This window comes from Streptomyces sp. H39-S7 (genome assembly GCF_027158205.1).
Lineage (GTDB): Bacteria > Actinomycetota > Actinomycetes > Streptomycetales > Streptomycetaceae > Actinacidiphila.
Window position 1 is genome coordinate 1 of the sequence record NZ_JAPVLU010000036.1, and the last position, 22,186, is coordinate 22,186.

A 22,186-nucleotide genomic window follows, 5' to 3' on the forward strand; every position below is an offset into this window, starting at 1 on the left:
CAGAATGTGCCAGTTACTGCGAACATCTCACGCGTACCAATCAAGCCTGATAGGAGGGCTCCTACCTCCCCACTTGCACCTCAATCGGCAGGCACATCGCGAAGGAACCCGCGTGAACTCCAGTTGGCAGTGCAGACACGGGACGTTCTCCTCTCGGAGTCGGTCACTGTGGGTGAAGGGAGGGAGGCAGAGCTTCCCCACGGACCCTGGTTTTCGGGGATTTCCGCAGGTCGCGGGAGGGTGCCTCCCTGACTCCCTGTGTGGGTGTCGGTGCAGATCAGATTGGGGAGGCGGGGTGAGGGAGGCAGTGAGGGAGAACTCCCCGCCTCCCTCACCGCCTCCCTTCACTCACCGTGACCTTCGGCGGTGTCGCGGTCGCGGTCGTGAAGCGCGTCGCGGACCTTGGTTCGGTTGACGACCATGACGCCGCCGGACTTGTACGGGGCGGCGTCGACCGAGTCGAGGACGCGGGTGAGGTCGGAGGCGGTCCAGGACCGGTAGTGGCGCGGGTTGCGCTCGGCAAGCTGCTGGCGGACCTCGTCGGTCCGCATCCGGTCGGCATCGCCCAGGACGGCGAGGATGTCGGCGAGCGGGTCCACCAGCTCACCAGCCGCCGGCGCGGCGGCGGCCGGGGTGATCCCGTCCCGCAGCGCCAGCGCCCGCAGCACGACGGGGGTGATCTGGTCGGTTTCGGCGTCCTTGCGGACGTAGTAGGCGCGGATCAGCTCGAACGCGTTGCCCGTGAACCCCACCGTCAGGGCGGTGCCGACGTTCTCGGCCGGGTTGAGGGTGGTGGCGGTGATGCCGGCGCGGTGCTTGCCGGTCCCCAGCAGCCCGTCGTTGGCGACGTGGTCGCCGACGGCGAACGCGACGCGGTGGGAGGTGTTGCGGGTGACATCCTTCGGGATGCTCGCCGCGGTCGGCGACACCGTCACGAACAGCAAGGTGATGCCGACCTTGCGCGCCTTCTTGAGGACCTTGACCGCCAGTTCGGCGGCTTCCGGACCGTACTTCTTGTGCTCGAACAGCTCGTGGCACTCGTCGAAGACGACCACCCGCGGGCGCATGCGGGGGTCCTGCTCGGCGAGCTTGCGGGTGAGCTTGACGGTGTCGCCGCCCATCTCCTCCAGCAGCTTGCCGCGCCGGGTGACCTCCTCGCGCAGGTCCCGCAGCGCTTCCAGCGCTGCTTCGACCTGCTCGTCGTCGTCGCCCTTGACCAGGGTCCGCAACCGGTCCTGCATCGGGTCGTAGTCGACGTTGTAGGCCATGACGTAGACGTCGATCTCGACCAGCGGATCGAGCATCGCGCCCAGCAGCAGGCCTACGACCAGCGACGACTTTCCGGAGCCCATGATCCCGCCGACCATGTAGTTCGCGGCCATGAGCTTGCCCATGACCGGTTCCCCGCGCTGCGAGACGCCAACGGGCACGCCCTTGAAGTAGTCCGCGGTCCCCTCCGTCAGCAACGGCCACGGCGGCACCGCCCCGGACAGTGAGCCCTGGTCGGCGACCCACAGATCGAGGGTGCCGGGCAGGTCGTGCGGTTCGGTCGGCCACGTCTCGACCGGCAGCCGCAGCAGGTTGTGCGCGAGAACGTCCTTCTTCCCGTTGATCATCTCGACGGTGACGCCCATGGGGAGTTGTAGGCGGGTGTGCCAGCCGTTGCCGAGCCGGGTGGTGGGCTGCATCCACCGGGCTTGCCATCCGGCCTTGAACGCCTGGTTCAGCGGCCCGATGTTCAAGTGCCGCAGCGCGTCCAGGATCGCGCCCTCATCCGGCACCACATCCCGCTTGCTCTGCTCACTCGCCGCAAGCGCCCACTGGGGCGCGGCCTGTCCGCGGCGGCCGGTGTTCCACAACGCCAGCACCGTCACCCACGGGGCCAGCCATAGCGCCGGGCCCCAGATGACGGACACGATGAGCACCACTAGGCGGATGAAGTCGATGGTGAACATCGTCGGCGCGATCACCTGCGTGACGTCGTGCTCCGCGATGGCCAGCACCACACCGAGCGCCAGCAGGCCCCCGACACTCGCGCCGGCACCGACGGCAGCACCCTTGGCGATGCGTTGCGGGGCGGTGAGCAAATCCATACGCCGCTGGTGGCGCTGTTGCCGGAACAGCGCGGCGCGCTGCTCCCACTCCATCGCCACCTCATGCTGCCCGGAGGCTTCCGCGGCGCGCATCATGCGCTCATGCCGGGCCACAGTCCGCCCATCCCAGGCGCGTTTGGCCAGGATGCGCCCGCCCCCCGCCACGTAGGCGGAGTGCCGGACGGCGGCGCGGGCGGCGGTTCGGGTGCGGTCGTCGGTGGCGACCACCCGCGCGGTGTGGGCGGTCCGGCGCCACAGCGGCACCGACGGCGGGTCGGCGGTGATGGACGTGGAAGGGATGACGGTCCCTTCCAGGACCTCGCGCGGCGGCACGGGCGGGGTGTCGGTCTTGGTCAGGTGGGGTTTCGGGTGGGGTCGGTGGTCGTCCAGGCGGATGATCTCGGACATGCTGGGGGTCCTGCTTTCTCCATCGGGAAGGGCGGGGCCCGGAGCGGCCGGTGTCTTGGCGGATGACGGCCGTTCCGGGGCGAAGTCAGCGGTACCAGCGGTGCGAGCGGTGCGCTTCTTCACCTGCGGCGCGCATCCCGCGCACGGTGCCGCTCTTGCCGCAGGTGCACACCCACGTGGTTTCGTAGTGGTCGTTGCGGTTGCGCGTGTTGGTGCTCTTGAGCTTGTGCCGGGGTTCGAGGGCGGCGCGCAGCAGGCGCGCATTCAGGTCGGCGTCGCTCATGTGCGGTTCTCCTTGGTGGTCTTCTCAGCGCGCTTGCGGGCGCCGTCCAAAATGCGGTCCAACCTGCGCTGCAAGTCGCGCTGGTCAACGTCCTCACCAGCCACGGCGCGCTTGGTCATGCGGGCGATGAGCCAGGCCACGCGGGCGGTCTCGGACGCGGTCAAGGGCGGGTCGTTGGGGTGGGTCCGGATCATGAGGTCACCGCCTTCGGATGTCGCGGTAGATGCCGTAGACGACCAGGGCCACCAGGGCGATGCACGCGGCGGCGATGGCGAGGGCGACCGCGGCGAAAGCGACGGTGATCATGAGCATGGAACCGCCCACGCCGATGGCCAGCCACTTGCCCGCCGTGCCCGCTCCGGACTGCTGGGGCAGCACGGCCGGCGCGGGCGAGGGCGCCTGTTGGGCTTGGGCGATCTGTGCGGCTTGGATTGCGGCGAGCATCACCGCGAAGTGCTCGCTCTGCCGGGCGGCTTCGACCGCCTCGGCAGACGCTTTGCTGATGTCGGTCATGGACCGTGCCTTTCGCATGAGGACGGCGTCCAAAGCAGCGCGGGTGCCGTCAGCCGGTGGTGGAGGCTGCGGTCAGTCGCTTCCACGAGGACCGCAGCCGCACTTCGGCTGCGGTGTGGCCGGCGGAGCGGAAGCGCGCGGCCAGCTCCCGGTAGGACGGCGGGGGCGTCTGCGCGCTGAGGATGTGAGCGACGATCCGATCGAGGTCGGTGTCATCCAGTTGGGGTGCGTCCAGTGCGGCGACCGGCTCGACCGGGCCCCACACGGGCAGCTCCCAGCGGGGGCGTGACGCAGGTGTGACGGGAGCCGTCACGCAGGTCAGCGCGTGTGCGGTGTCCTCGCCCGCACGGGTCTTCTCCAGCGTTGACCACGCCTGCGAGAGGGTGGCGGCGGTCTGTGCCTGGACGCGTGCGACGCGCGCGCCGGCCTGCGTCACGGCCGTAAGCCGGGTCTCTTCCGTGGTGGCTTCGGCCCGCAGCCGGGCGCGAGCAACGGCCGCGCCGTCGCGGGCTTCCTGCTGGATCTCGGCAATCGCGGCGAGCGCATCGGGGGTCAGCGCGGTGCGCTCCCACAACCCGTGCACCAGCCACAGCGCCTTCGCAGCGACCGGCAACCACGACACCGCCAGCCACGCGCCGACCGACCCAGCGGCGGTGAGCGCGTGCGTGACCAGGACGCCGGTGGCCATCAGGCCGAAGCACCAGCCGACCGCGGTCACCGCCCGGGAGTGATCACCCTGTGCGGCAAGACGGCGTTCGTAGGCCAGCGTTGCCAGCCAACCGCCGTCCAGGCCCAGACCGACGACCAGGGCAACCGGCCACGGCATCGCCTGCCCCAGCCACATCACCACCACGCCCAAGGTCAGGACCATCGACACGACCGTCATCGCGACGGCCGGAGCCACGGTCAGCGCCTTCTTCATCCGCGCGGTCCACCTCATGCCGCCAGCCCCTTCGAGCGCCGTCGGCGAACCGCGGCGGACGGGACGACGGGTGCGAACTTGAGCAGGTCCGGCAGGCACTGACTAAGCGTCTCGGAGGCCAGCGCGGTGGTGCGGTCGTACAGGGCGGGGTCGTCGGCGAGGATGTCGCGGGCCGCCGCCTCACGCGCGGCCCGCTCCTGCTCACTCTCCCCGTCCTCGCCCAGCCACAGTTCCAGCGGGGTGCCGAGGGCGAGTTCGAGGAAGTCGTTCGGGGTCAGGGCACGGTGATGCCCCACGTAGTTCCGCATGAGAAGTCTCCAGAAATATGAAGGGGAGGGGCCGGGGCGGCGGGACTGTCCTTGGCTGGGAGCTCCGCCGCCCCGGGTGTGGGGCGAGGTCAGATGACGGCGATCAGCAGGGCCGCGACCAGCAGCCACAGGTGGTGGAAGGATTGATCCAGCGCGTAGGCGCCGGTGCCCAGGGTGGGGTTGTCGTCGTGGCCGGCCCGGAGGGATCCGAGCCGGTAGAACCCGCTCTTGCCGGTGACCTTGGCCAGCCATGCGAGGGTGGTGCGACGATCAGCCCACCCGTGCGACAGAGCGTCGATGCCCAGTCCGGCAATCACACCGACTGGCGACAGGCTCAGTCCGAGCAGCGCGGCTGAGGGGACCAATACAGCGACCTTGGTAGCGGTCAGGGTTGCAACGTGCCGAGCATTGGCGAGCTGGCCGACCCAGCCGGGGCGGCCCTTGGTGCAGGACTGGTGAGAGGTCTGAACCCAGTGGTCACCCACCGAGTGCGCCACCCATAGGGCGATGAACACGGCGGCAAACGAGGAGACGGCCATGTCGGGACTCCCGAAGAGTTGGAGGGCTGAACAGAACTCATCCGGCTCCCCTCAACCCCGGCCGTCTGAGACGGCCGGGGGAGGCAACCGGGGGTACTACGTGAAGCGGCACCGATGTTTGACGTGTGTTGTCTCCTTCGGGAGCGCGCTCCCGTTTTGGGCAAGAGACGTGACCTTTCGGTCTGTGCCCTCCGGTTGACCAGGGATCCGGGGCCCTCAGCCCCATCTGTCCGGGGCTCCTTTGGCGTGCAGTTCGAAGCAGCCCAAAGAGGACCCTTCGACTCAGTTGCTTCGCTGTCCTAGGACTGCGGGCGACTGCTACGACCATGCCTCACAGTCCTGGGACTGTCAACAGTCCTGGGACTGTGTTTGACTTGTCCTGTCGAAGGGAGTTCGGCATGGCGCCGAAGTGGCGAGAGTTGGCAGACCAGCTGGCCGAGCAGATCAAGAACGGCGACTACATCCCGGGCCAGCAGCTGCCTCATATCCGCACGCTGGTTGAGAATGGTGAGGGCTCAAAGTCCACGGTTCACGCCGCTTACAAGGCGTTGGAGGCGGAAGGGCTCGTCACGTCCTCGCGCGGACATGGCACAGTCGTGCGCCCGCAGACTCCGCTCAAGCGCATCGGCATTGAGCGGTACGACAAGGCCAAATGGCGTGACGGTGACGAGGTCGCCTTCATCGCCGATCGAGTGGCCTCAGGCCGCGCATACCGCCGGGGCGAGCAAACCCAGTCCGTGACGTTGATAGAGGCCACGGCGGCCGTTGCTGCCGCGCATGGTCTAGCTCCTGGTGACCAGGTATATGCACGGGCGCGGCTCGTGAAGGAAGGCGAGCAGCCGACGCATACCCTGACCAGCTACTACCGGCCGGAGCATGTCGAGGGGACTCGGATCGTCGACCCTTCGCCAGGACCAGCCGGCCGGGGCGGCGGATTCCGGGTGCTGTACGACGCGGGCTACGAGATCGACCACATGCGGGAGGAGCTGTTCGCAAGAGTCCCTACGCCGGAAGAGACGAAGCTACTCCAGCTTCCGGCTGGAGAACCAGTGGTCGAACTGCACCGGACCACGTACACCGCCGATGGCACCGTGGTCGAGTTCGCCATCGGCGTGCACGCCGCCTCACGCTTCATGTGGGCCTACGACTTCAAGATTCCCGACTCGGCACAGGAAGTAGGGGAAGGGCAGTGATCTCGGCGCAGGCATGGGCCGACGCTCAACGGCTCTGGGATTTCCTCCGGATGCACCATGAGCCACGGCCATGCTCAGTCGCCGTCGGCTTGGGTAGTCATGACCTAGGCGTTGCGGATACGACAGCGGACCTCTATCGGCGCGGCATGATGCCGCTTGTTGTCTTCACTGGGGCGACAAGTCCGACGACTCAGGAACTCATGCCGCGAGGCGAAGCGGTCCACTACCGAGAGCGAGCCCTCCAGCTTGGCATTCCCGGCTCCGTCGTGCTCGTAGAACCTAGAGCTCGTAACACGGGCCAGAACATTACCTTTGCGCGCGAGCTGCTCGAAGAGTCGGGAGTCACCATCTCATCCGTCCTGTTGATCAGCAAGCCATACGAGGAACGGCGCGCTTATGCCACGGCCCAAAAATTGTGGCCGAGCGTTGAGTTCGTCTGCGCATCCGCAGAGAAGGGCTTCGAGGAATACGTGGAGTCTATTCAGGATGCCTATCTGGTGATTGACATGATGGTGGGTGCGCTACAGCGACTCCTAGTCTATCCCGCACGAGGGATGATGATCTTTCAGGAAGTACCCACTGAAATTGTCGTAGCCTATGAGCGACTGTGTCGCACTGGCTTCACGAGTCGACTTATTCCTAGCGGCCGCAAGCAGGGCTAACCTAGTTAATCCAAACGTCAATAGATGCATCGAACGCGGGAAGTATCCTTCTGTAATTTGAATGCGCGATAGCCGTTCCGATAATTGTAGGTTGGCAGTGCGACAGCCCGGTTTCACTCCAGAACTCGTGCACTAATGCGGCCGACGGGATCCGTTGCTTCAACAAGGCTACGACCTCGTCATCGTCCATGGGGCTGACCTGCATGGCTGCGTGTAGCTCGCTGAACTCCGCATCGGACAGTCCATAAGTCTCCCGTTTCTTCGTCAGCATTTCTTCATTGACTGCGTTCACTTGAAATTTTCCATGATCGGGAATTTGTTGATCATTGTATGGGATGATTAGTAGACCACTTCGACCAGTCTCCATGTACTTTTCCAGCTCGGGGTGACTATCTAGTGATACGCCCTTTGTGAATACGCCGGGATACCGCTTCTTCATTGCATAGGGCCAGGTTACTTCATCCAGGGTAGAAGTTGTGGCGCAGCTAGTTGCGACCAAATATTGGACGTCAGATTTTGTTACCGGAAGATTGGAGATAATCGGGTTAGTGAACGCGTCAATCCGTTGATAAAGATAGTTCGGATCAACATCCCACTGGTTAAATCCCACATTGCGCAGGAAGAATAGAAGGGTAAGTGCGTCCAAATGGCGTGGCGCGAGTTTTTGCGCAACCGAGATGGCTTCATTGTAAGCAAGTTGCTTCGAATTTCTTTCTGTTTGCTTCGTCCTTTGCACGAGCATTGAGACTAGAATCTCACCGAGGTTTTCGTCGCCGGTCTTGGCAAAACCAGACTCGGCCTCTAGGACTGCCGACTGGACGCCGGGATCTTTGATGTTTTCGATGGACTCCGGAGATTCTTCGTTTAGCTCTTTCAGGAAGTTGATCGTGAACTCCTCGACCCTCTCCTTTGCTTTGCTGAATGCTTCCGTTGAATAGCTGGAAAATTTATCTTCAAATAGTTTCAGGAAGATGTACTCAACGTCCTGAACGCTTACTCCGAAATTTGCTGTTTGCGCCTGTACTAGTTGGGAATTATTTCCCGCCTTCTGTTTTAGCCATGTCACGGAGTGTTGCCTCCGAGCTTGTTTTTGTCCCCAATGTTGATATCACCTGAGGACTGTAGATTGGTTGAATTACTGCCGCTCCTCTGGCTCATGCGGCTGGGGGCATTGGAACCATGGGTGCCTGACGCCCTTGCCTGGTAGATGGAGTATCCCGCCAGGACAAGTCCTGCGATGCCGACGAAGAGGCCTAGCACGCCCGCAACTCCGTTGGCCCGATCCAGGCCCACTCGAAAGAAGTAGTAACCGAGTCCAGAAAGCAGAAGGCCAAAGAGGCCGAGTGAAATCCATAGCCACACGCGACGTGCAGTAGGTGTCATGGACTCAGTGTGCCACCGGCTCGACATCTCGTCTGGTAGATGGTTGATTCCAACAGTTGCCGGACTGCTGTCCTCGTAGGGGAGGGGTACGCGGTCAAATCGCACTCAGGTGAATCCGGGTTAGTTGGCAGGGTGGATCCTTCTCGTGAGTCATCGTGATCAAGGATTCCGAAACCGCGCCAGGATCGCGAACGTGCTTCTGGCCACCCCAAGAGCACCACGACGAAGACTGCCGCTAGGCCTCTGTATCTTCGCCCGATTGGCCAACTTGCGGCCAACGGAACAGCAGCGAGCGGCGTCAGCTGCATTCGCCGCAGGTCAGGGGGCTTGCGGAGCCGTCATACATGGCGGTCTTGAAAACCGTCGTGGCAGCGATGTCACCGTGAGTTCGAATCTCACATCCTCCGCCCAGGTCAGCTCAGGACCAGCTCAGAAGGGGTGCCTCTCCCAGAGAGGCACCCCTTCTGCGTTCACTCCTGGGACCGAACGCCCGGCCCGGTGAACCTCCCGTACCGGGCCTGCGTCTTCTCTCTCGATCCGCGACTACACGCACAGGAGAAGAGACCGTTGACCGACAAGGACGTTGAGCAGACCGACGAGCGGGGTTTTGGCCCGGGGCCTTGGTGGGCGGACCTTGGGACGTGGGGGGCGGTCGGATTGATCGCCTTCGGGGTTCTCGCGGCAGCGTGGGTCTTCCTCCGGCTGCCCGGCACCCCGGAGAACCTGGCGACCGGCTACTACCAGGCCGCCAAGGTCCTGGCCATCGGCCTGGTCCTCGCAGGCGGCTCCCTGCTGGGCCGCCGTCGTCCGGGTGCCCGGTGAGCGCGGGTGGCCCTTCGTCGTTCTGTCAGGGGCGGTGTACCTGGTAGGAGCGGTGCCGGCCCGGGACGCGGGTCAGGACGCCCATGCTCTCCATGATCTGCAGGTGGTGGGCGACCGTCGCGGGGCTGCGCAGGCCGACGGCCGCGCCGATCTCGCGGACGCTCGGCGGGTAGCCGTAGAGGTCCGTCCACTCGACGATGACCTTCGCGATCTGCTCCTGCCGATCGGTCAGGTACCGGGGCGCGTCCGCGCTCATGGCCGCGCCCTCTCGTTCGTCACGCTTCTCGCGCGGGTCCAAGGCCGGGGCCCGGGTGGTCAGTTGACGGCGGACTCCGTGGAGCGGTGATCCGGCGCAGCGCCGTGCGTGGCGCGGGCGCGAGCCCGGACGTGTCACGACCTGGCAATTCAAGCACGTGTTCGAATTACGGCGCAGCCTGGCGCGCGGCGGAAGCGATGGTCGCGGCGGCTTCCTGGCGGGGTAGGCCGGCCCGGGTGGCGGCGTCGATCAGGGCGGCCGCGAGGGTGTCGCCGCTGCCGGATTCGTACGCGCGGCAGGCGGCCCAGTAGAGGCGGGAGTTGCGCCGGCCGCGCGGGGAGTCGCGGACGAACCGGACGAGGGCGAGCGAGTGCCGGGGGACCGGGCGGCGGGGTAAGGCGGGCGGGGGCAGGGTGAGGAGGCGGAGCAGCCTGGCGGGGACCGGGGCCGCCGGAAGGCCGGGCGATCGGGAGTCCAGCAGGTAGCGGCCGGCGCTGGTGATGGAGCCGGGGCCGACGAGGTATCCGCCGTGGCCCCGGATGTCGATGCCGGGTCCGGGGGCGGCGCCCGGCCGGCCGACCGAGTTGGGGACGGTGGTCCCGGCGTGGCCGGCGAGCCACAGGTGGCGGCCGCCGCTGGGGGTGAGGACCGTGACGGTGTCCGGGACGGCGAAGCCGTGCTCGCGCGCCAGGGCGGTGAGGGCGGCCACGCCGTCCAGGCCGTGCTTGACGTCCAGGTCGAGGCCGATGAGGTGGTGCGGGGCGAGGCCGCAGGCGATGCCGTAGCCGGTGGCCCAGGGGGCGGCGGCGAACAGCGCGCGGACGGCGGCGGGGTCGGTCGTCGCGTCGTGCACCCCGTGGCCGAGCCGGCCGCAGGCGCCCACGCAGCGAACGGGCGGGGAGTCGCCGCGGTGCGGGGAGCGGACGGCGGGGAGCTTCGTGCGGGAGAGCGGGATGACCGCCAGTTGCCGCGAAGCGGCGGCCAGGGCGTTGGCGAGCGCGGCGGTGTGCAGGACGGAAGAGGCCATGCGTCTAGTTTCGTGCATATGTTCGATAAAAGGGAGGGGGCGCGGGTGGGCGGCGTCGCGGGCTCGTGCGGCCGGGGTCGGAGGCACGGCCGCGCGGCGGCGTTCCGGTGCCGCCGCGCGGCGGCGTTCCCCCGGGAGGACGGGCTGGTGGATCATGGTTGGTCGCCCGGCGCCTGCGGCCCGGTCGGCGGTGGTGAATTTTCATCCACAGCCTGTGGACAACTTCTCATGTCTTGACAGGGGTGGGGCAGGACGGAGAATCTGACGGTCAGTCAGAAATTGCCGACCCCCGTGGAGGCCGCTGCCGTGCACCTCGCCCCCACCCCGCGCCAGCGCCGGCTACGGGCCGAACTGCGCGACTACTTCGGCCGCCTGATACCCGAGGAGACCCGCGAGGCCCTCCGGGCCGAGCCGCCGGGCGGCCCGCTCGCCCGGGGCCTCCTCCGCCGGATCGCCGCCGACGGCCTGCTCGGCCTCGGCTGGCCCACCGAGTACGGCGGCCAGGGGCGCGGCCCAGACGAGCAGTTCGTGTTCTTCGACGAGTCCTACCGGGCCGGCGCGCCCGTGTCGATGGTCACGCTCAACACCGTCGGCCCGACCCTGATGAAGTACGGGACGGCCGCGCAGAAGGAGTACTTCCTCCCCCGGATCCTCTCCGGCGACTGCGTCTTCGCGATCGGCTACACCGAACCGGACGCCGGCACCGATCTCGCCTCCCTCAGCACCCGCGCCGTCAGAAGCGTCCCCGGGGAAGCCGAAGGCGGCCGCGGGGAGTGGCTGATCGACGGCACCAAGTCCTTCACCAGCAACGCCCAGGGCGCCGACTGGATCTGGCTCGCCTGCCGCACCGACCCCGAGGCGCCCAAGCACCGGGGCATCTCGATCATCCTCGTCCCGACCGACGCCCCCGGCTTCTCCTGGACCCCGATCCACACCGTCGGCGGCCAGACCACCAGCTCCACGTACTACGACGCGATCCGCGTCCCGTACGGCAACCTCGTCGGCGAGGAGAACGCCGGCTGGTCGCTGATCACCAACCAGCTCAACCACGAGCGGGTCGCCCTGGCCGCCATCGGCATGCAGGCCGAGGACTTCTACGACGCGGCGCTCGCGAGCGCCCGCGCGCCCGACGAGGACGGCACCCGCCGGATCGACACCCCGTGGGTCGCGTCCCGGCTGGCCGAGGCCCACGCCCGGCTCTCCGCGACCCGGCTGCTCAACTGGCGCCTGGTCCAGGACGTCGGCGCCGGCACCCTCACCCCGGGCGACGCGTCGGGCGTGAAGTTCGCCGGCACGGAGAGCGCGATCGAGGTCTACCGCGCGCTCCAGGAAGCGGCCGGGGAGACGGCACTCATCAGGGGCGGCGACAACGGCGAACTGGAACGGATGAACCGGGCCGCGCAGATCAACACCTTCGGCGGCGGCGTCAGCGAGGTCCAGCGGGAGATCGTCGCGACGATGCGGCTCGGCATGAAGAGGAGCAAGCGGTGACGGCCGAGGCGGTGAGAGGGCAGCCGGGGCAGCCGGTGACGGACGCGGCAGCGGTCGGCGACCGGAACGGCCGGGCTGCTCCGGACGATCTGTACGAGCGGCTCGCGGTCCACGTGGGGCAGGTCGCCGCGGCCGGCGGCGAGGGCAGGGACCCGGTCAACGAGCCGATGATCCGCCACTGGTGCGAGGCGATGGGCCACCCCGTCCCCGCGGACGGCTCCGCGCCCGCCACCATGCTCCAGGTGTGGACCATGGGCGGCCTCTCCGGCCACACCGCGGGCACCGCGCGCGCCGGCGCCTACGACGCCGTCCTCACGCTCCTCGACGAGGCCGGCTGCACCTCGGTCGTCGCGACCGACTGTGAGCAGGAGTACCTCCGGCCGCTGCGGCCCGGCGACCGGATCACGTTCGACGCCGTCATCGAGTCCATCTCGCCGCGCAAGACCACCAAGCTCGGCACTGGCCACTTCGTCACGACGCGGATGGACGTCCGGGCGAACGGCGAACTGTCCGGCACCCACCGCTTCCGCATCCTCAAGTACGCGCCGGCCAGGACCGCGCCGGCCAGGACCGCGCCGGCCAGGACCGCGCAGGGCCAGGCGGCGAAGGCCGCCCCGCGGCGCCCCCGCCCGGTCGTCAACCGCGACAACGCCGCCTACTGGGAGGGGCTGGAGCGGCACGAGCTGCTCATCCAGCGCTGCTCCGGCTGCGGCACGCTGCGGCTGCCGTGGCTGCCGGGCTGCAACGCGTGCGGCTCCCCGGACTGGGACACGGTCCCGGCCGCGGGCGGAGGCACCGTCTTCAGCTACGTCGTCATGCACCATCCGCCGTTCCCCGCCTTCGACCCGCCGTACGCGGTCGCCCTGGTCGAACTGGCGGAGGGCGTGCGCGTCCTCGGCAACGTCACGGGAGTGCCGTACGACAAGGTGCGCGCGGGTCTGCCCGTGACGCTCGAGTTCCTGGCGGTCGACGACGAGTTCACGCTGCCCGTCTTCCGGTCCGTGGAAGCCGGAGAGGACTGACATGGACTTCACCCCCACCGAGGAGCAGCGGGCGGCGAGCGAGCTCCTCGCCGCGATACTCGACCGCAGCGCCGAACCCCTGAAGGCGTGGAAGGCGCTGTGCGAGGCCGGACTGGTGGCCGCCGTCGAGGAGATCGGGCTGCTGGGCCTGGTGCTGCTGCTGGAGGAGGCGGGCCGCAGGACCGCCGCGATCCCGCTCGCCGCGACCTGCGCGTACGGGCTGCTGCCGGTCGGCGCGCACGGTACGGAGGAGCAGCGCGCCCGGCTGCTGCCCGGTCTGCGCGACGGTTCGTACGTCGCCACGGGCGCCTTCCCGCACCGGTCGGCGCGGGCCGTCGCGAGCGGTGACGGCTGGCGGCTGACCGGGACCTTCCCCGCCGTGCCCTGGCTGCGTGACGCCACGCACGTCCTCGTCCCCGCGGCGGCCGGCCGGGAGACCCGGCTGTTCTGGCTGCCGGTCCCCTCCGGGGCGGGGCCCGCCGAGTCCGTCGAGCCCGTCGAAACAACAGCCCCCTGGGCCGCCGGCCGGCTCGTGCTGGACGGCACGCCCGCCGAGCCGCTCGGCGGCGGGACCGCCTACGGGCAGGTGCTCGCGCGGGCCCGTACCGCCTTCGCGGGGCTGCAGGCGGGCGTCTGCGCCGGGTCGCTGGCGCTGGCGGTCGCGTACACCTCGGTGCGCGAGCAGTTCGGGCGTCCGCTGTCGACGAACCAGGGGGTGCTGCTGCGCGCCGCCGACGCGTACATGGACACCGAGGCGATCCGCGTCACCTCCTACGAGGCGGCCTGGCGCTTCGACAACGGGCTGCCCGCCGACTCGCACGCCCTGACGGCCGCCTGGTGGGCGTCCGAGGGCGGCAAACGCGTCGTCCACGCCGGGCAGCACCTGCACGGCGGGATCGGTGCGGACCTCGAGCACCCCGTGCACCGGCACTTCCTGTGGGGGCGGCAACTGGACGCGTATCTGGGCGGCGGCGCGGAAGTGCTCGCCGAACTCGGCGCGTTGCTGGGCGCACCGGACAAGGACGCAGACAAGGAAGAAGACAAGGACAAGCACGAGCACCAGCACGAGGAGGAGTCCGTATGACGCAGTCCCCGGTCCGGGCACCGGCCGACTCCATACGTGCGGGTGACGAACTGCCGCCGCTGCGCGTCCCGATCACCCGCACGCTGATCGTCGCGGGCGCCATCGCCTCGCGGGACTTCCAGGACGTGCACCACGACGTGGAACTCGCCCGGGAGAAGGGCTCACCGGACATCTTCATGAACATCCTCACCACGAACGGCCTGGTCGGCCGCTACATCGCCGAATGGGCCGGGCCCGCGGCGGTGCTGCGGTCGGTGCGGATCCGGCTGGGCGCGCCGAACCACCCGGGCGACGAGATGGTGCTGACCGGCAGGGTGACGTCCGTCGACAGCGACGCCCCGGCGACCACCGTCGAGATCGCCGTCCTCGGCGCCAACAAGCTGGGGCACCACGTCACCGGCACCGTGACCGCCGTGCTCCCGACCACGGCCCGGAGCCCGGAGGGAGCCGTATGAGCGTCCGCAGGCGCGACAGCCTCGGCGGCAGGGCCGCGATCGCCGGGATCGGGGCGACGGAGTTCTCCAAGGACTCGGGCCGCAGCGAGCTGAAGCTCGCCGTGGAAGCCGTACGGGCGGCTCTGGACGATGCCGGGCTGACGCCCGCCGACGTCGACGGCATGGTCACGTTCACCATGGACACCAGCCCGGAGATCACGGTCGCCCAGGCGGCCGGCATCGGTGAGCTGTCGTTCTTCTCGCGCGTCCACTACGGCGGCGGGGCCGCCTGCGCGACCGTGCAGCAGGCGGCCATGGCGGTGGCGACCGGGGTGGCCGACGTGGTCGTCTGCTACCGAGCGTTCAACGAGCGGTCGGGCCGGCGGTTCGGATCGGGGGTGCAGCAGCGCGACCCCTCCGCCGAAGGGGTGGCGCTCGGCGCCAATCTGCCGTCCGGCCTCCTCACGCCCGCGTCCTGGGTCGCGATGGCGGCGCAGCGGTACCTGCACGCCTTCCACCTCGATCCGTCGGTGTTCGGCCCGGTCGCGGTCGCCGACCGCCGCCATGCCGCGAACAACCCGGCCGCGTACTTCCACGGCAAGCCGATCACCCTCGCGGACCATGCCGCCTCGCGCTGGATCGTCGAGCCGCTGCGGCTGCTGGACTGCTGCCAGGAGACGGACGGCGGCCAGGCGATCGTCGTGACGTCGCCGGAGCGGGCGCGCGATCTGCGGCACGCGCCCGCCGTGATCGCCGCCGCCGCGCAGGGCGCGGGCCGCGCGCAGGAGCAGATGACGAGCTTCTACCGGGACGACCTGACGGGGCTGCCGGAGATGGGGGTGGTCGCCCGCCAGTTGTGGCGCACCTCCGGGCTGACGCCGTCCGACATCGACACGGCCGTGCTCTACGACCACTTCACCCCGTTCGTGCTGATGCAGCTGGAGGAGTTCGGCTTCTGCGGCAGGGGGGAGGCGGCGGACTTCGCCGCGGGCGGCGGTCTGGAGATCGACGGGCGGCTGCCGGTGAACACCCACGGCGGCCAGCTCGGCGAGGCGTATCTGCACGGGATGAACGGCATCGCCGAGGGCGTCCGCCAACTGCGTGGGAGCAGCGTCAACCAGGTGGCTGGTGCTTCGAACGTGCTGATCACCGCCGGGACGGGCGTTCCGACGTCGGGGCTGGTGCTGACGGCAGACGGCTGAAACGGGCGGTGGGGCGGGCGTGTCTGCCGGAGGCCGCCGGGAGGGGCGCGTTGACTCGCGCCATGCGTGGAACAAAACGGATTATTCGATATTTCCTTCCCGTCCTGTCGGCTGTGGCGTCGCTGGCCTGCCTGGTCGGTGCCGGAGTCGCGACGGCCGACCCCAACTCCGGATCGCTGCGCGGAGCCCGGTTCTTCGAGGGCGCCGGCTTCGAGACCTGCGGAACCCCGAGCGCCGACACGATGCAGGCCTGGCGCGGCACCTCCCCGTACGGCGCCGTCGGCGTGTACTTCGGCGGCCGGGCCCGCGCCTGCGCGCAGCAGCCGAACCTCACCCCCTCCTGGGTGCGGACGGTGGACACCGCGGGCTGGAGCATTCTGCCGATCTACGTCGGCTCGCAGGCGCCCTGCACGACGAACGACGCGAAGAAGGCGTTCGCGATCGACTCCGCCAACCCCGGGCAGGCCGGGACGAACGAAGCCAAGGACGCCGTCGATCGCGCCCATGACCTCGGCTTCGTCGAGAACAGCGCCCTGTACCTGGACATGGAGGCGTACGACATCCGCATCGCGTCCTGCACGGCGGCGACGCTCGCCTTCGTCCAGTCCTGGGACAGGGAGGTGCGCCGGCTCGGCTACATCCCGGGCTTCTACAGCAGTGCGGACTCCGGCATCGCGCACATGGAGCAGGCCCGCAACGCCGGTGCCGGCGACCTGCCGAGCGTCGTCTGGTACGCCCGCTGGAACGTCCCGGCCACCCTGGAGGCCGAGCCGGCGCTCTCCCGCGACGCCTGGCAGCCGCACAGCCGCATCCACCAGTACGCGGGGAACGTCACCGAGCAGTACGGGGGCCGGACGATCACCATCGACCGCGACCTCCTCGACGCGCCCGTCGCCGTGATCGGCTAGGCGACCCCCACTCGCCCGGCCACCCCACCGTCCCGTCCCCACCCCCACCGTCCCCGCACCACCGTCCCCAGCCCACTCGCCCGGCGATCCCCCTGTCCCCCACCCCCTCGCCGGGCCACACCACCGTCCCCCTCACCCCACCTCCCGACCCCACCCTGGGCCCTGTCTTCCTCAGGGGCGGGTCCGCCTACGGGAGGTGGGGACAGCCCCCGTCCTACGACTTCAGGGTGATCCCGCTTCGGCACCTCCGGCGGATCCGCCGGGCGGACGGCGCTCATAGCGTTATGGGCATGACCACGCCTGTGTGCACCAGCACCAGCACGATGCAGTTCTCCAGCTACGTCCGCGCCAAAGGCCCGACGCTGCTGCGTACCGCGCGCTCGCTCACCGCGAACCCGCTCGATGCCGAGGACCTGCTGCAGACCGCGCTGACCAAGACGTACCTGGCATGGGACCGCATCGACGACCACCGGGCGCTGGACGGCTACGTCCGCCGCACGCTGGTCAACACGCGCACCTCGCAGTGGCGCAAGCGCCGCATCGACGAATTCGCGACCGAGGACGTTCCCGAGCCGCTGTCCACCGCCCCCGACCACACCGAGCAGCAGGCCCAGCGCGACGCGCTGCTGCGGGCCATCGCCCGGCTGCCGGCCCGCCAGCGCGCGATGGTGGTGCTGCGCTACTACGAGGACATGAGCGAGATACAGACGGCCGAGGCCCTCGGTGTCTCGGTCGGCACGGTGAAGAGCGCGGTGTCCCGGGCGCTCGGAAAACTACGGGATGACCCCGAATTGCGCGTTGGGTAGTGACATACCGACTGGTATGGAAGCAGAATCACCGGGACCCTACCCGCACGTAATACGTGGAGGCTTCCGGTGCTGAGCACGATGCAGGACGTACCGCTGACCGTCACCCGCATCCTGGTCCACGGTGCTCTGGTGCACGGCCGATCCCAGGTGACCACCTGGACCGGGGACGCCGAGCCGCACCGCCGCTCCTTCCGCGAGATCGGGGTCCGGGCCATCCAGCTCGCGAACGCGCTCCGTGACGAGCTGGGGGTGGCCCGGGACGAACGGGTCGCGACCCTCATGTGGAACAACGCGGAGCACATCGAGGCGTACCTCGCGATCCCGTCCATGGGATCGGTGCTGCACACGCTGAACCTGCGGCTGCCCACCGAGCAGCTGACGTTCATCGTCAACCACGCCGCCGACCGCGTCATCCTCGTCAACGGCTCGCTGCTGCCGCTCCTCGCGCCGCTGCTGCCCGCCCTGGAGCCCGTCGAGCACATCGTCGTCGTCGGCCCCGGGGACCGCTCGCTCCTCGACGGCTGTCGCCCCGCCGTGCACGACTACGAGGAGCTGCTGGCCGGCCGCCCGACCACGTACGACTGGCCCGAGCTGGACGAGCGGGACGCCGCCGCCATGTGTTACACCTCGGGCACCACCGGCGACCCCAAGGGCGTCGTCTACTCCCACCGGTCCATCTACCTGCACTCGATGCAGGTCAACATGACCGAGTCGATGGGGCTCACGGACCGCGACACGACCCTCGTCGTCGTCCCGATGTTCCACGTCAACGCCTGGGGCCTGCCGCACGCCACCTTCATGACCGGCATCAACATGCTCATGCCGGACCGCTTCCTGCAGCCCGCGCCGCTCGCCGAGATGATCGAGAGCGAGCGCCCCAACCACGCCGCGGCCGTCCCGACCATCTGGCAGGGGCTGCTCGCCGAACTCGCGGCCAAGCCGCGCGACATCTCCTCCATGGCCACCGTCACCATCGGCGGCTCCGCCTGCCCGCCCTCCCTCATGAAGGCGTACGAGGAGCACGGTGTGCGGCTGCTCCACGCCTGGGGCATGACGGAGACCTCGCCGCTCGGCACCATGGCCCACCCGCCGGCCGGCCTCACCCCCGAGGAGGAGTGGCCGTACCGCGTCAGCCAGGGCCGCTTCCCCGCCTCCGTCGAAGCCCGGCTGGTCGGCCCGGCGGGCGAACCCATGCCCTGGGACGGCGAGTCCGCCGGCGAGCTGGAGGTGCGCGGCCCCTGGATCGCCAACTCCTACTTCGGCGGTGCCGGCGCCGAGCCGCTGCGGCCCGAGGACAAGTTCAGCCCGGACGGCTGGCTGCGCACCGGTGACGTCGGCGTCATCACCCCCGACGGCTACCTGACCCTCACCGACCGGGCCAAGGACGTCATCAAGTCCGGCGGCGAGTGGATCTCCTCCGTCGACCTGGAGAACCAGCTCATGGCCCACCCGGACGTCGCCGAGGCCGCGGTCGTCGCCGTGCCCGACGAGCGCTGGGGCGAGCGGCCGCTGGCCACCGTCGTGCTGAAGGAGGGCGCCACCGTCTCGTACGAGGAGCTGCGGGAGTTCCTCGCCGGACGCATCGCGCGCTGGCAGCTGCCCGAGCGCTGGGCGATCATCCCGGCCGTGCCGAAGACCTCGGTCGGCAAGTTCGACAAGAAGGTGATCCGCGAGCAGTACCGGCTGGAGCAGATCGACGTGACGTACGTGGCGGGTGCCGCGAAGGAGTGAACTCCGGACGGTTCGGGCCGGCCGGTGGATCACCGCCGCCCGGCCCGAACCGTCCGGGTACGACTCAGGACCCGATCTTGCCGAGCAGGTCCACGATGCGGGACTGCACGTCCGTACTGGTCGACCGCTCCGCGAGGAACAGCACCGTCTCGCCCGAGGCCAGCCGCGGCAGTTCCGCCGGGTCGATGTCCGCGGAGGTGTAGACGACCATCGGGGTGCGGTGCAACTGGCCGTTGCTGCGCAGCCAGTCGACGATCCCCTGCCGGCGTCGGCGCACCAGCATCAGGTCCATCACCACCAGGTTCGGCCTGACCTGCGCGGCCGTCGTCATCGCCTCGACCTCGGAGGAGGCGTGCGCGACCTGCATCCCGCGCCGCTCCAGCGTCGCGGTGAACGCGTGGGCGATGTCCTGGTGGCTCTCGATCAGCAGGACCCGCGGCGGATGCTGCTCGCTGTCGCGCGGCGCGAGCGCCTTGAGCAGGACGGCCGGGTCGGCGCCGTAGGCCGCCTCCCGCGTCGCCTGGCCGAGCCCGGCGGTCACCAGGACCGGAACCTCGGCCTCGGCGGCCGCCTGCCGCAGCGACTGCAGTGCCGTACGGGTGATCGGGCCGGTCAGCGGGTCGACGAAGAGCGCGGCGGGCGGCTCGGCCACCTGCGCGTCCACCTCCGCGCGGGACCTGACGATGACCGGGCGGTAGCCGCGGTCGGTCAGCGCCTGGCGCGTCGAGACGTCCGGCTCGGGCCAGACCAGCAGCCGGCGCGGCTCGTCGAGCAGCTGGCCGGGCTCGGCCGCCGGTTCCGCCATGACCTCGACGGCGCCGTTCGGGCCGTCCAGCGGCTCGGGACCCTCGTCGCCCTCGGCGGGCGCTCCTATGGTGAACGCCCGGCCGGGAGCGACCGTGCGGAGCACCGCCGTCTGCCGGCCGACGTCCTGGTGATCGACGCCCTGGCCGTCGCCCTCGCCGTCGCTCCGGTCGTCGGTGGCGGGGGCCCGCAGGCCGCCGCCGTCGGGGTCGGCCTGCGGGTGCGGGCGGGCCTCCCCGTCGGGGCTGTCGTCCTGCTGCGGTCCGTTGAGCTTGCGCCGGCGGCCGGACCCGGAGGGATTCTGCTGGGGGAACGCCTCGGGCTGCGGCTGGGGCTGCGGTTGGGGCTGGGCCTGCGGGGGCATCGGCTGGACGAAGGCGACGCCCTGGCCCAGCGTGCGCACGCTGATCGACCGTCCGTGGCTCTGGCCCTGCTGCTGGCCCTGCGCCTGCGCCTGCGCCGGTCCCGGATTCGGGCCGGAGAGCGGCATCGGGGAGCGCTGCCCCTGACCCGGAACGGCCTGCGGAGGCTGCCCTTGGGCCGGAACCTGGGTCTGCGGCTGCGCGCCCGGCTCGACCGCGGGCGGGCTTCGAGGGCATCGGCATGACGGTCGACCCGGACTCGCGCCCCCCGTCCTTCGCCGCCGCGGCCGCCGCACGGCCCGCGGCCGCCACGGCCGCCGAGCCCAGCGGCACCTCGAGGACGTACGCGCTGCCCTGGCCCGGCACTTCGTGCGTCTGCAGGACGCCGCCGTGCCGTTCGACGATGCCGCGGGCGAGCGGCAGGTGCACCGCGTTGCCGCCCGCGTGCGGGCCCCGCACGTCGATCCTTATGACGTCGCCGCGCTGGGCCGCCGCCACCACGATCGTCGAGTCCCCGCCGCCGGCGATGACGGTGGCGTTGCCCGCCGCGTCCACCCCCGCGACGTCCGCGATCAGGTGCGCGAGCGCCTGGGCCATCCGCTCGCCGTCGATCGCGGCCTCTATCGGCGGCGCGTGCACGGCGTACTGGGCGCGCCCCGGACCGATCAGCTCGATCGCGCCCTCGACGGCCGCCGCGACGACCTTGTCGAGCCCGACGGGCTCGCGCCGCAGCCGGTCCTCGCCGCGGTCGAGCCGCTGGAAGGCCAGCACGTTGTCGATGAGTGTCGTGATGCGGGCGTACCCGGCAACCAGGTGGTGCAGGATCTGGTTCGCCTCGGGCCACAACTGACCGGCGGGGTCGGCGGCCAGGCCGGTCAGCTCGCCGCGCAGCTCCGCCAGCGGGCCGCGCAGCGCGTCGTCCAGCACGGCCTGCAACTGGTCGGCGCGGGCCACGGCGGCGTCGAACGCGCTCCGGTCGGTGAACGTCATGACCGCGCCGACCAACTGCTCGCCGTCCCGCACGGGGGCGGTCGTCAGGTCGACGGGCACCGCGCGGCCGTCCTTGCGCCACAGCACCTGGCCGCGCACCCGGTGCTTGCGGCCCGAACGCAACGTGTCCGCGAGCGGGGTCTCCTCGTAGGGGAGCGGGGTGCCGTCGGCGCGCGTGTGGTGCGCGAGGGGGTGCAGCTCCTGGCCGCCGAGGTCGGTCGCGCGGTAACCGAGGATCTGGGCGGCGGACGGATTGACGAGGACGACCTTGCCCTCGGTGTCCACGCCGACGACACCCTCGGCCGCCGCGCGCAGGATCATCTCCGTCTGGCGCTGCTGGCGGGCCAGTTCCGCCTCGGTGTCCATCGTGCCGCTGAGGTCCCGTACGACCAGCATCAGCAGCTCGTCACCGGTGTAGCTCTGCGGCTCGTCGTACGGGGTGCGGCCGTCCTCGAGGTTGGCGCTGGTCACCTCGACGGGGAACTCCGTGCCGTCGGTGCGCCGCGCGACCATCCGGGTGGGCTTGGTGCGGCCGTTGTCGTCGTCGGCCTTCTGCGCGCTGCGCATCGAGCCGGGGATCCGCTTGGAGTCGAACGCGGGCAGCAGATCGAACAGCCCCCGCCCGACCAACGCCGTCCCCGGTGACTCGAAGGTCTCGATCGCTATGGCGTTGGCGTTGACCACCGTGCCGTTGCCGTTGACCAGCAAGAGTGCGTCGGGGAGGGCATCGAGTATTGAGGCGAGGCGAGCAGCGCCTCTGGATGGCCTGCTGCTCACGAGACGCGTCCTCCCTGTTACCGCACTTACCGCACTTCCTGCGGTGGCCCCGCGCGACCCGCGCGATCGGCTCTCACCGGCGGCCCATCTTGCCGCTGACCCCATGGCATGTCACTAGAGCGAGTGTACGTGCAGCGGTTGGCCGAGCGGCCGCGGATGCCCA

21 protein-coding genes, 1 tRNA gene and 1 pseudogene are annotated in these 22,186 nt (G+C 69.7%); 12 read left to right on the forward strand and 11 right to left on the reverse strand.

Features of this window, described 5'->3' with window-relative positions; genetic code table 11:
• Nucleotides 1–344: 344 nt before the first annotated feature.
• From O3X23_RS29415 to O3X23_RS29445, 7 genes are all read right to left on the reverse strand, one after another.
• Entirely contained in the window at nt 345–2,501 is a 2,157-nt protein-coding gene (locus tag O3X23_RS29415) for an FtsK/SpoIIIE domain-containing protein (RefSeq protein ID WP_269274805.1), read from the reverse strand.
• A gap of 85 nt (nt 2,502–2,586) precedes the next feature.
• Nucleotides 2,587–2,784 carry a hypothetical protein gene (locus O3X23_RS29420; RefSeq protein ID WP_269274807.1) on the reverse strand — a complete coding sequence of 66 codons (198 nt, stop codon included), beginning with the start codon at nt 2,782–2,784 and terminating at the stop codon, nt 2,587–2,589.
• The gene (locus O3X23_RS29425; protein WP_269274809.1) at nt 2,781–2,978 is read right to left on the reverse strand and encodes a DUF6257 family protein; all 198 of its coding nucleotides are present in this window, start codon (nt 2,976–2,978) and stop codon (nt 2,781–2,783) included. The genes O3X23_RS29420 and O3X23_RS29425 overlap by 4 nt, the downstream gene beginning before the upstream one ends.
• A gap of 4 nt (nt 2,979–2,982) precedes the next feature.
• Nucleotides 2,983–3,297: a hypothetical protein gene (locus O3X23_RS29430; RefSeq protein WP_269274811.1), complete on the reverse strand. Its 315-nt coding sequence runs from the start codon at nt 3,295–3,297 to the stop codon at nt 2,983–2,985.
• Between the two features lie 49 nt (nt 3,298–3,346).
• Nucleotides 3,347–4,237: a protein spdB gene (locus tag O3X23_RS29435; protein WP_269274813.1), complete on the reverse strand. Its 891-nt coding sequence runs from the start codon at nt 4,235–4,237 to the stop codon at nt 3,347–3,349.
• Nucleotides 4,234–4,527, reverse strand: a complete 294-nt coding sequence (locus tag O3X23_RS29440) for a hypothetical protein (RefSeq protein ID WP_269274815.1) — start codon at nt 4,525–4,527, stop codon at nt 4,234–4,236. Before O3X23_RS29440 ends, O3X23_RS29435 begins: the two co-directional genes overlap by 4 nt.
• An 89-nt stretch (nt 4,528–4,616) precedes the next feature.
• Entirely contained in the window at nt 4,617–5,066 is a 450-nt protein-coding gene (locus O3X23_RS29445; RefSeq protein WP_269274817.1) for a transcriptional regulator, read from the reverse strand.
• Nucleotides 5,067–5,464: 398 nt separating this feature from the next.
• Here O3X23_RS29445 and O3X23_RS29450 point away from each other — a divergent pair, with 398 nt between their 5' ends.
• Both O3X23_RS29450 and O3X23_RS29455 read left to right on the forward strand, forming a co-directional pair.
• Complete coding sequence (locus O3X23_RS29450; RefSeq protein ID WP_269274819.1) at nt 5,465–6,259, forward strand: GntR family transcriptional regulator; 795 nt, start codon at nt 5,465–5,467, stop codon at nt 6,257–6,259.
• Complete coding sequence (locus tag O3X23_RS29455; protein ID WP_269274821.1) at nt 6,256–6,921, forward strand: YdcF family protein; 666 nt, start codon at nt 6,256–6,258, stop codon at nt 6,919–6,921. The genes O3X23_RS29450 and O3X23_RS29455 overlap by 4 nt, the downstream gene beginning before the upstream one ends.
• A 1-nt stretch (nt 6,922) precedes the next feature.
• Here the strand turns inward: O3X23_RS29455 and O3X23_RS29460 are convergent, their stop codons facing one another.
• Nucleotides 6,923–7,987 (reverse strand): LPO_1073/Vpar_1526 family protein, encoded by a 1,065-nt coding sequence (locus O3X23_RS29460; RefSeq protein ID WP_269274823.1) that lies wholly within the window; start codon nt 7,985–7,987, stop codon nt 6,923–6,925.
• Between the two features lie 638 nt (nt 7,988–8,625).
• Between O3X23_RS29460 and O3X23_RS29465 the strand changes: the two genes are divergently transcribed.
• Both O3X23_RS29465 and O3X23_RS29470 read left to right on the forward strand, forming a co-directional pair.
• Nucleotides 8,626–8,711 (forward strand) — tRNA-OTHER (locus O3X23_RS29465).
• Between the two features lie 160 nt (nt 8,712–8,871).
• Nucleotides 8,872–9,126 (forward strand): hypothetical protein, encoded by a 255-nt coding sequence (locus O3X23_RS29470; protein WP_269274825.1) that lies wholly within the window; start codon nt 8,872–8,874, stop codon nt 9,124–9,126.
• Between the two features lie 25 nt (nt 9,127–9,151).
• Here the strand turns inward: O3X23_RS29470 and O3X23_RS29475 are convergent, their stop codons facing one another.
• A complete protein-coding gene (locus O3X23_RS29475) occupies nt 9,152–9,382 on the reverse strand; it encodes a hypothetical protein (protein WP_269274827.1) in 231 nt (76 codons plus the stop codon).
• A gap of 166 nt (nt 9,383–9,548) precedes the next feature.
• A complete protein-coding gene (locus tag O3X23_RS29480) occupies nt 9,549–10,409 on the reverse strand; it encodes a bifunctional DNA primase/polymerase (RefSeq protein ID WP_269274829.1) in 861 nt (286 codons plus the stop codon).
• 306 nt (nt 10,410–10,715) lie between these two features.
• On the opposite strand from O3X23_RS29480, the gene O3X23_RS29485 reads away from it, so the two are divergent.
• The 8 genes from O3X23_RS29485 (at nt 10,716) to O3X23_RS29520 (ending at nt 19,090) form a co-directional block, all read left to right on the forward strand.
• Nucleotides 10,716–11,900 carry an acyl-CoA dehydrogenase family protein gene (locus O3X23_RS29485; protein ID WP_269274961.1) on the forward strand — a complete coding sequence of 395 codons (1,185 nt, stop codon included), beginning with the start codon at nt 10,716–10,718 and terminating at the stop codon, nt 11,898–11,900.
• 35 nt (nt 11,901–11,935) lie between these two features.
• Nucleotides 11,936–12,922: a bifunctional MaoC family dehydratase N-terminal/OB-fold nucleic acid binding domain-containing protein gene (locus O3X23_RS29490; RefSeq protein ID WP_443048013.1), complete on the forward strand. Its 987-nt coding sequence runs from the start codon at nt 11,936–11,938 to the stop codon at nt 12,920–12,922.
• Between the two features lies 1 nt (nt 12,923).
• On the forward strand, nt 12,924–14,006 hold the full coding sequence (locus tag O3X23_RS29495; protein WP_269274831.1) for an acyl-CoA dehydrogenase family protein: 1,083 nt from the start codon (nt 12,924–12,926) through the stop codon (nt 14,004–14,006).
• The gene (locus O3X23_RS29500; protein WP_269274833.1) at nt 14,003–14,461 is read left to right on the forward strand and encodes a MaoC family dehydratase; all 459 of its coding nucleotides are present in this window, start codon (nt 14,003–14,005) and stop codon (nt 14,459–14,461) included. The genes O3X23_RS29495 and O3X23_RS29500 overlap by 4 nt, the downstream gene beginning before the upstream one ends.
• Nucleotides 14,458–15,642 carry a lipid-transfer protein gene (locus O3X23_RS29505; RefSeq protein ID WP_269274835.1) on the forward strand — a complete coding sequence of 395 codons (1,185 nt, stop codon included), beginning with the start codon at nt 14,458–14,460 and terminating at the stop codon, nt 15,640–15,642. The genes O3X23_RS29500 and O3X23_RS29505 overlap by 4 nt, the downstream gene beginning before the upstream one ends.
• A gap of 62 nt (nt 15,643–15,704) precedes the next feature.
• Nucleotides 15,705–16,550 (forward strand): DUF1906 domain-containing protein, encoded by an 846-nt coding sequence (locus tag O3X23_RS29510; RefSeq protein ID WP_269274837.1) that lies wholly within the window; start codon nt 15,705–15,707, stop codon nt 16,548–16,550.
• Between the two features lie 290 nt (nt 16,551–16,840).
• Nucleotides 16,841–17,356: a SigE family RNA polymerase sigma factor gene (locus O3X23_RS29515; protein WP_269274839.1), complete on the forward strand. Its 516-nt coding sequence runs from the start codon at nt 16,841–16,843 to the stop codon at nt 17,354–17,356.
• 69 nt (nt 17,357–17,425) lie between these two features.
• Nucleotides 17,426–19,090: a long-chain fatty acid--CoA ligase gene (locus O3X23_RS29520; protein WP_269274841.1), complete on the forward strand. Its 1,665-nt coding sequence runs from the start codon at nt 17,426–17,428 to the stop codon at nt 19,088–19,090.
• Between the two features lie 64 nt (nt 19,091–19,154).
• On the opposite strand, the pseudogene O3X23_RS29525 reads toward O3X23_RS29520, so the two are convergent.
• A pseudogene (locus O3X23_RS29525) lies at nt 19,155–22,023 on the reverse strand (PAS domain-containing protein).
• Nucleotides 22,024–22,186 lie beyond the last annotated feature (163 nt).